The sequence below is a fragment of the uncultured Planktosalinus sp. genome, from assembly GCF_963973675.1.
Classification (GTDB): Bacteria; Bacteroidota; Bacteroidia; order Flavobacteriales; family Flavobacteriaceae; genus Planktosalinus.
This window is the reverse complement of record NZ_CAXBAN010000109.1, coordinates 1-7,653: the sequence shown is the minus strand read 5'-3', so window position 1 is coordinate 7,653 and position 7,653 is coordinate 1. Positions and strand designations below refer to the sequence as shown.

Annotated in this window: 10 protein-coding genes; all 10 read left to right on the top strand. The window is 36.6% G+C overall.

The features are described 5' to 3' along the window. Positions 1-518, top strand: a 518-nt coding sequence (locus tag AACY61_RS05960) for an ABC transporter ATP-binding protein (RefSeq protein WP_339610670.1), incomplete at its 5' end; no start/stop codon positions are given. Then, complete coding sequence (locus AACY61_RS05955; RefSeq protein WP_339610669.1) at positions 508-1,785, top strand: ABC transporter permease; 1,278 nt, start codon at positions 508-510, stop codon at positions 1,783-1,785. The genes AACY61_RS05960 and AACY61_RS05955, both read left to right, overlap by 11 nt. Continuing rightward, entirely contained in the window at positions 1,760-2,203 is a 444-nt protein-coding gene (locus AACY61_RS05950; RefSeq protein WP_339610668.1) for an acyl-CoA thioesterase, read from the top strand. The genes AACY61_RS05955 and AACY61_RS05950 overlap by 26 nt, the downstream gene beginning before the upstream one ends. 8 nt (positions 2,204-2,211) lie before the next feature. Further along, positions 2,212-3,333 (top strand): beta-ketoacyl synthase N-terminal-like domain-containing protein, encoded by a 1,122-nt coding sequence (locus AACY61_RS05945; protein WP_339610667.1) that lies wholly within the window; start codon positions 2,212-2,214, stop codon positions 3,331-3,333. 4 nt (positions 3,334-3,337) lie between these two features. Then, on the top strand, positions 3,338-3,955 hold the full coding sequence (locus tag AACY61_RS05940; protein ID WP_339610666.1) for a 3-oxoacyl-ACP synthase: 618 nt from the start codon (positions 3,338-3,340) through the stop codon (positions 3,953-3,955). A 6-nt stretch (positions 3,956-3,961) separates the two neighbouring features. After that, positions 3,962-4,219: a phosphopantetheine-binding protein gene (locus AACY61_RS05935; protein WP_339610665.1), complete on the top strand. Its 258-nt coding sequence runs from the start codon at positions 3,962-3,964 to the stop codon at positions 4,217-4,219. Between the two features lie 3 nt (positions 4,220-4,222). Continuing rightward, positions 4,223-5,422: a beta-ketoacyl-[acyl-carrier-protein] synthase family protein gene (locus AACY61_RS05930; protein ID WP_339610664.1), complete on the top strand. Its 1,200-nt coding sequence runs from the start codon at positions 4,223-4,225 to the stop codon at positions 5,420-5,422. After that, entirely contained in the window at positions 5,419-6,486 is a 1,068-nt protein-coding gene (locus AACY61_RS05925; protein ID WP_339610663.1) for a beta-ketoacyl synthase N-terminal-like domain-containing protein, read from the top strand. The genes AACY61_RS05930 and AACY61_RS05925 overlap by 4 nt, the downstream gene beginning before the upstream one ends. Further along, positions 6,473-7,246: a polysaccharide deacetylase family protein gene (locus AACY61_RS05920; protein WP_339610662.1), complete on the top strand. Its 774-nt coding sequence runs from the start codon at positions 6,473-6,475 to the stop codon at positions 7,244-7,246. Before AACY61_RS05925 ends, AACY61_RS05920 begins: the two co-directional genes overlap by 14 nt. Then, on the top strand, positions 7,236-7,653 hold a 418-nt coding region (locus AACY61_RS05915), incomplete at its 3' end, for an outer membrane lipoprotein carrier protein LolA (protein WP_339610661.1). The genes AACY61_RS05920 and AACY61_RS05915, both read left to right, overlap by 11 nt.

Here is a 7,653-nt window from a genome sequence, read left to right as displayed (position 1 = left end):
AGATTATTGGAATTGTCCCTCAGGACATTGCATTATACCCAACACTAACTGCTTATGAGAACCTGATGTATTTTGGAAGCATGAGTGGTCTAAAGCCTTCACAACTTCATTTAAAAGTAAAAGAGTCGCTTGATAAACTCGGACTAGAGAAATTTGCCAATAAACGTATTGACACCTTTTCAGGAGGTATGAAAAGGCGCATTAATTTAATTGCCGGAATCCTTCACAAACCCGAAGTTCTTTTTCTCGATGAACCCACTGTGGGGGTAGATGTACAATCAAAAAATGTGATCATCGCTTATTTGAAAGAACTCAATTTAAACGGAATGACGATTATTTACACTTCGCATCACTTAATTGAAGCCCAAGACTTGTGTACAAAAATCGCCATTATTGATCAGGGTAAAATTTATGCTCACGCAAGTCCCGGAAAATTAATTAAAGAGACACCTGATGCCAAAAACCTTGAAGATGTTTTTATTGCCATAACCGGAAAAGAATTACGTGATGTTTCATAGGCTTAAAAGATCGGTTATTAAGGAAATTCTTTTGCAAATGCGAGACCCCGGGGGTCTTATCATTCTATTTGTGATGCCTTTGGTGTTGATTATAACAATTACACTTATTCAGGACAGCACGTTTCGCTCTGTTTCAGACACTTCCATTCCTATACTTCTTGTGGACAATGATCAAGGAACAATATCAAAAACAGTAAAAGAACAATTGGAGAAAAATGGTGCGTTTGAAATGCTGTCTGAAATTGATGGAAATCCCATCAGTGAATCTTTTGCTGGTGAAGCAGTATTCAAAGGAAAATACCAGTTGGCTATTGTAATACCGAAACATTTAAGCAGGGATTTACAACAAAAAGTAAATCAGAATGTGCAAGCCATATTAAGTGATCTTGGCTTTGAAGAATCAGAGACTGATATCGAAGAAATTAGTCCAAAAGAAATCAAGCTATATTTTGATCCAGCTACACAAATGGCATTTAAAAATAGCGTTAAAAATGGTATTGACAGAATGATTGCACAGATTGAAAACAAATCAATTTATGCTGCTTTCCAGGAACAAATTGGTGAAGACGTGGGCGCTCTGTTTGAAGAAGAAAGCTTTATTACTTTTAGCGAAATGACACCCTCGGGAGATGATGAAGAAGTTTTGCCAAATTCAGTTCAACACAATGTGCCCGCTTGGACACTCTTTGCTATTTTCTTCATAATGGTGCCACTTTCCATAAACATTGTAAAAGAAAAACAACAAGGCACCTTGGTAAGACTCATATCAAACCCGGTTTCCTATGCCATCGTTCTTGCCGGAAAAACGATTACTTATCTCTTAATTTGCCTTATTCAATTTTACCTTATGGTGGGTGTTGGGGTTTATTTGTTCCCTTATTTTGAGCTTCCTTCTTTGGATGTTGGAGGTCATTTGTTTTTGATGACCATAGTGGCACTCTTTTCTGGATTGGCAGCAATTGGTTTTGGTGTATTGCTTGGAACCATCGCCAAAACCCCTGAGCAATCGGCTCCCTTTGGAGCTACTTTTGTGGTTATACTGGCTGCAGTGGGAGGTGTTTGGATTCCGGTTTTTGCAATGCCAAAAATTATGCAGTTGATAGCTGTAGCTTCTCCAATGAATTGGGGGCTTGAAGCATTTTATGATGTTTTGTTGCGCAACGGTAAAATTGCAGCCATCCTTCCCGAAATTATTTTCCTACTTTTGTTCTTTATAATCACTGTTTTATTAGCCATTGGATATGACAAGAAAGAAAGAGCAGTTTAGCCCTTCAAAAACACTAAAAGTTTCAAAAGATATTAGAGTTCGTTTTAATGAAACAGACCCCTTGGGGATTGTTTGGCATGGAAACTACATCACCTATTTTGAAGACGGTCGGGAAGCCTTTGGAAGACACCATGGAATTTCTTATTTAGACGTAAAAGAAAACGGTTACACCACACCCATTGTAAAGTCTGTATGTGAACATAAACTGCCTTTGCGATATGGTGAAATTGCTACGATAGAAACCACATTTATAAATACACCGGCTGCAAAAATGATTTTTCAGTACATCATATTTAATGAGCAAAAACAAGTTGTTTGTACCGGTGAAACTATTCAAGTGTTTTTAGATAATAATGACAGTTTAGCACTTAATAATCCACCTTTTTTCCAATCTTGGAAAAATGAAAACGGTTTGTAAAAATGGCGATGAGGGATGTTTATATTATTGACACCAATTGTATCACACCCCTGGGGTTTGATGTAGAATCAAACTTTGGTGCGTTGCTGGAAGGAAAGTCTGGAATCACAAAAACTGAAGATTATCACCAACCTGTTTTTGTTTCTAAACTTAAAGAAGCACTTTTAGACCAAACATTTGCTGAAATAGGAGACTCATCAAAATATACAAAGCTTGAAAAGATGCTTATTCTGGCATTGAGACCACTGTTTTTAAACCACTCCATCTCTAAAGATACACCGCTTATTGTTTCTACAACCAAGGGTAATATTGATGAATTACAACATACCAACCCCAGAAGGATTCTATTAAATGAAGCAGCTCAGACAGTAAATGAATTTTTTGGTTTAACACAGCAAGCGATTGTAATTTCCAACGCCTGTGTCTCCGGACTGCTGTCAGTAGCCGTTGCAAAAAGAATGATACAAGCGGGAGTTTATGAGGATGCTCTGGTTGTTGCCGGCGATTTAATTTCAGAGTTTGTTTTGTCAGGTTTTCATTCCTTTCAGGCCATCAGTGATGCACCGTGCAGACCTTATGATAAAAGTCGGGATGGAATTACACTTGGAGAGGCTTCAGCAGCTGTTTATATTTCTACTGAGAAAAGTAAAAGTCCACACTTATCGGTTAAAATTTTAGGTGAAGGAGCTATCAACGATGCCAATCATATTTCGGGTCCTTCCCGCACCGGTGAAGGACTTTACAAAAGTATAGTTTCTGCATTTGCAGAGGCGGAAATTGACGCTAATACAATAGATTTTATTTCAGCCCATGGAACTGCTACAATTTATAATGATGAGATGGAAGCAATAGCCTTTAACCGGGCTTCACTTGCAGATGTCCCGCTCAACAGTCTAAAAGGCTATTATGGACATACGTTGGGAGCCTCAGGTATGTTAGAAACCATTATTTCCATAGAAAGTGCTTGCAGAAATGTGTTGATCCCTTCTGTGGGTTATGAAACATCGGGAATTTCTCAACCTTTAAACATCATAGAAAACAATCAACAAAGAGACATCAAATACTTTTTAAAAACGGCTTCCGGATTTGGAGGATGTAATATAGCCGTATTATTTGAAAAAATAGCATAGTCAATTGAAGAAACCATTTTTTATATCAGATTATGTTTCGATAAGGAAAAACAGTCTTTCCCTCAACGGAGAGACACTTTTTAGTGATATCCAAGTAACATCGTTTAAAGAGTTCAGTAAAAAATTGTATAAACAAATTGACTTAAACTATCCTAAGTTTTATAAAATGGATAACTTAAGTAAGTTGGCTCTTTTAGCTACTGAAGTTCTTTTTAAAACTAAAAACTACAAACCTGAGCAAGAAAACATAGCCTTAATACTTTCAAATAGAAGCGGAAGCCTTAATACAGATTTAAAGCATCAAGACTCCATTGCAGATGAAACCAGTTTTTTCCCCAGCCCGGCGGTATTTGTGTATACTTTGGCAAATATTTGTTTGGGAGAAATCAGTATAAAGTATAAATTACAAACAGTAAATGCTTTCTTTGTATTCGAAAACTTTCAACCTGAGTTCTTAACTGGCTATTCTGAACAAATATTGAATTCAGGAAAAGCAAATAAAGTACTTTGTGGTTGGGTTGAATATACTGAAGAAAACTATGAAGCCTTTATTTATCTAGTTGATCAAGAGGGCGAAATAAAACATCAATCAGAGACAATAAAAAAATTATATTTAGAATAAGCAACTATGGAAAATTTAAAGCACGAACTCAAAACAAAAATTATTGAAGCATTAAACCTTGAAGACATTGCGATTGATGACATCAGTGATGACGACCCGCTTTTTGGCGATGGTCTTGGATTAGATTCAATCGATGCGCTGGAGCTGATTGTTTTAATGGATAAGGACTATGGTATCAAATTAACAGACCCTAAAGATGGCAAAACAATCTTTCAATCCATCAACACCATGGCCACATACATCTCAGAACACAGAAGTAAATAACTTATGCCAAACAAGGTGGCCATAACGGGAATGGGAATTATTTCTTCCATTGGAAACAATGTTGAAGAAAATTTTCATGCGTTGATTCATGGTGCAACCGGAATATCAAAAACCGATTATCTTAAAACCATTCATAAAGACACTCTAAAGTTTGGAGAAATCAAGCTTAGCAACCAAGAACTTGAAAGCAAGCTTGGATTGCCAACGAACCACCGTTTTCCAAGAACATCACTTTTAGGAGCTTATGCTGCAGCACAGGCTGTGGAAAGCGCCGGCATAAAAATCATAAATGAAGTTCCCACAGGGTTAATTTCCTCAACCAGTGTGGGCGGAATGGATAAAACAGAAGAATACTTTTATGAGTATTTCGAGAATGAAGCAATAAGAAGATTTATTCTTAGTCATGATGCTGGAGAAACATCACATCAAATTGCAGAATATTTGGGTATTAAAGGGTTTGTGACAACCATTAGTACAGCCTGTTCTTCTGCAGCAAATGCCATAATGATGGGAGCGAGGCTCATTAAAGCGGGCAAGCTGGAACGCGTTATAGTTGGCGGAGCTGATGCACTTTCTATATTTACTATCAACGGCTTCAATTCATTAATGATTCTGACAGATGATGTGAACACACCATTTGATGACAACCGAAAAGGCCTTAATCTGGGTGAAGCAGCTGCATATATAGTTTTGGAATCTGAAAGTCAAGTTAAAAATAACAATAAAAAAGTGCTGGCATACCTTTCCGGATACGGAAATGCAAACGATGCTTTTCATCAAACAGCATCATCAGAAAATGGAGAAGGTGCTACCTTGGCAATGAAAAAGGCTTTTGAAGTTTCAGGATTGGAACTAACTGATATTGATTATATCAATGCACACGGCACCGCTACTCCAAACAATGATTTGTCTGAAGGTCGTGCTATTCAAAATGTATTTGGAAAAAACGTACCTGTATTTAGTTCTACCAAGCCTTTTACCGGTCACACTTTAGCTGCGGCCGCATCTGTAGAGGCAGTTTATAGCATTCTGGCACTTAAACACGATATGGTGTTTCCAAATAAAAACTTCAAAACCCCTATGAAGGAGTTTGATTTAATACCCCAAACAAGCTTACTGGAAAAGCCGGTTCATCACGTACTGTCAAATTCATTCGGTTTTGGAGGCAATTGTTCAACCTTGATATTTTCTAAAAGTTTATGAAAAAGTGTTATATCAATGGCATAGGTTGTATATCTGCTCAAAATACTTTTGATGGAGGCTTTTTGGATGAGGTTGAACTCAACACTACAGATGTTATTTTTTCTGCAAAAAACCCCGACTACAAAGCATTTATTTCACCCGGGGCAATCAGGAGAATGGCTAAAGGGGTGAAAATGGGCATTGCAGCTTCTCAATATGCACTCAAAGAAGCCGGTGTTGTCAATCCTGATGCAATCATAACAGGAACAGGAATGGGTTGTTTGCAAGATTCAGAAAAGTTTTTGAAAGCAATAATCGCTAACCAAGAGCAGTATTTAACACCAACATCTTTTATTCAATCTACCCACAATACTGTGGGAGCCCAAATAGCACTTAATTTGCAATGCAAAGGTTATAATTTCACTTATGTAAATGGTCCGATTTCATTTGAGTCGGCTTTGCTCGATGCATTACTTCAAATAGAAACTGGCGAAACCGCTACTATTCTTGCAGGAGGTGTTGATGAAACATCAAGTCACACCTTATCTCTTTATGAATTGATTGGTTTGATTAAAAAGAAACATCAAGGACCTTTTGATGTTTTAGACCCTAAGACACCGGGTGCAGTTTTTAGCGAAGGAGCAGGCTTTTTTGTTCTTGAAAATCAAAAAAAATCAACTTCGTATGCTATTCTTGAAGCTGTTGAAACTCACAATGCACTTAAAAAAAGTGAAGTTGCTTTATTTATTGATCAATTTTTAAGAAACAATAATCTTAAAGCTCACGATATAGATTTGATTGTGTTGGGCAACAATGGTGATGTAGCCTTTGACGGCTATTATGACGAGGCAGAAACGCTCTTTCCAAACACATCACAACTTTATTACAAGCATTTATGTGGTGAATACAACACAGCAACTACATTTGGGTTATGGACAGCCCTGCAAATTCTTAAAAAACAAGAAATCCCACAAATATTTCAAAAAAACCAATTGACAAAACACCCCATAAACAGGGTTTTATTGTATAATCAATACCGCGGAAAAGACCATAGTTTAACTTTATTAAACCATGCTGACCTTTAAAAACATATCTATTGCAAGTGCAACCGCTTTGTTATTTGTTCTGGTTGCTGCAACACTATTTGATATAAGTTACTCCTGGTGTGTTTTAATCATTTTGTTTTGGCTTAGTTTCTTGGTTTGGGGTTCTTCAACAATACAATCCGGATTTTTTATCAAATCCTTTTCCAAAGGACCTCAAAACTTAAATAAAATAGCACTAACATTTGACGATGGTCCACATCCCATTACTTTGTCCGTTCTTGAATTACTCGAGAAACATGGTGCTAAAGCAACCTTTTTTTGTATTGGAAGGCAGATAGAAAAATATCCGCATATTTTTCAGAAAATTATTGATAATGGGCATACGGTTGCGAATCATAGTTATTCGCATTCCAATAACTTCGGTTTTTTTTCATCAAAGAGGGTGAAAAATGAACTCGATAAAACAGATGCGTTGATAAAAAAACAAGCAGGTAAAAAACCGACTTTTTTCAGACCTCCCTTTGGGGTGACAAACCTCCATATCAAAAAGGCACTTCAAAAAACAAAACACCATGCTATTGGCTGGAATGTGAGGTCCTTAGACACCGCTATTGAATCTGAAAAAGCTATATTAAAGAGAATTAAAGCGCGATTAAAACCAGGCAGTATTGTCTTGTTGCATGACACTTCCAAAAAAACGGCGAATGTATTGGAACAGTTATTGATTTATATAAAAAATGAAAAATTTGAAGCTGTAACTGTTAACCAACTTATAAACTTAGAACCTTATGAAGATTAATATTGTTTTGATTCTTTTGTTGTCAGTTAATGTTTTCGCTCAAGGCGAAAAGATGAGTAACCCTGAAGCCGAGACCTTTAGGGCGAAAGCTGATAATACTGCCAAAGCTATCCATAACCTTACAACTGATTTTACCCAATTCAAGCATATGTCCTTTCTTTCAGAACCCATTGAGACCTCTGGTCAAATGGTTTTTGAAACTCCCGATAAATTGCTTTGGAAATATACTAAACCATATACATATAGCATCATTTTTAAAGACAACAAAGTTTATATAAACAACGAAGGAAACAAAAGCAGCGTTGATGTGGGTAACAATAAAACGTTTGAACAAATCAATAAAATGATACTGGGAAGTGTAAGCGGAAATTTATTCAATGATGAATCATTTTCAATTACATATTTTA